Genomic DNA, 1,355 nt, shown 5'->3' with positions numbered 1-1,355 from the left:
GACGGTCAGCGCGTACAGGGCGGAGGCGAGGTAGGGCCTGGCCTCGGCGGCCGCGTAGCGGGCGGCGAGCAGCTTGGCCCGGTCGAGCGGGACGTCCACCGGCGCGGCCCGCCCGTCAGCGGGCGCCGGGCAGGGCCCCGGCCAGCTGGAGCAGTTCCACGAAGGCGTCGATGCCCGCGGGGACAAAGAAAGAAACAGGTCGCGCATCGCCGCGAAGTCGGCGAAAAACCCGCGCTGCCACGTCGGGCACGCCCGCGTCGACGGCCTTGGCGAGGACCTCCCAGCCAGCCTCCCAGAAAAGAGCGGGTGGGTTCCGCCTGGACGGCGGCGACGACCGCGATGAGGAAGGCCCGCTGCCGGTCCCCGCGCTCGGGCAGCGCGAAGGCGCCGGGGTCGGCCAGCACGCGTTCCGGGTCGGGCAGGTCCAGGTGCTCCAGGTAGGTCAGCAGAACCAGGCCGGCTCCGTCGCCGACGGCCCCGGTGAGGGCGGCGGACAGCGCCTCGCGGCCCGCGCCGGCCGCGTAGCCGGGTGGCCAGCAGGCGCAGCGCCATCTCCCAGGTGCGCGGGGAAGGCCAGGCCCTGCCCCGGGCCTCGGCGTCATCGGGCATGTGGTGGACCAGGCCGGGGCGGGCGGTGAGGAAGCCGGACACCGCGCCCCGGGCGCGGGCGACCGCGCCGGCGGAGCGGGCGGGGTCGACCGCGGGGAGGGCGGTCTCGGGCCAGGTCCCGGCCATGCCGCGGGCCACGGTGCGCGGGTCGTGCGTCCAGTCGAGGTGGACGAAGCGGTTGGCGAGGGGCGCGCTGAGGTGCCAGCCGTCGGCCGCGCTGGCGGGCGGGTTGGCGGCCGCGACGATGCGTACGGAGGCGGGCAGTTCCAGGCTGCCGACCCGGCGTTCGAGGACCACGCGCAGCAGGGCGGCCTGTACGGCGGGCGGGGCGGAGGACAGCTCGTCGAAGAAGAGCAGGCCGTGTCCGGTGCGGGCCAGGCGCACCGCCCAGTCCGGTGGGGCCATCGGCACGCCGGTGGTGGCGGGGTCGTCTCCGACGATCGGCAGGCCGGCGAAGTCGGAGGGCTCGTGGACGCTGGCGACGACGGTCTCCAGGGCGACCCCGAGGGACCCGGCGAGCCGTTCCATGCCGGCGGACTTGCCGATTCCGGGTTCGCCCCACAGCAGGACGGGCTGGTTGGCCGTCACCGCGAGGGCGAGGGCCTCCAGCTGGTGGTTGGCGGCGGGCTCGGTGCGGGTGGCGCCGAGGCGGGCGCCGAGCTCGTCGGCGGCGGCCAGCGCGGGCGGCGGTGCGGTGCTCATTGCCGGGCCTCCCCGCCGCCGGCGGACCCGGCCGCGGCGCGCGC

At 77.4% G+C, this 1,355-nt stretch carries 1 pseudogene; it reads right to left on the bottom strand.

What is annotated here, in order from left to right:
* Positions 1 to 115: 115 nt before the first annotated feature.
* Positions 116 to 1,311: pseudogene (locus tag SSNG_RS31085) on the bottom strand (sigma 54-interacting transcriptional regulator).
* Positions 1,312 to 1,355 lie beyond the last annotated feature (44 nt).

The organism is Streptomyces sp. C (genome assembly GCF_000158895.1).
GTDB classification, from domain to species: Bacteria; Actinomycetota; Actinomycetes; order Streptomycetales; family Streptomycetaceae; genus Streptomyces; species Streptomyces racemochromogenes.
The sequence above is the reverse complement of the archived record's forward strand: the minus strand, read 5'-3'. Positions and strand labels throughout refer to the sequence as shown.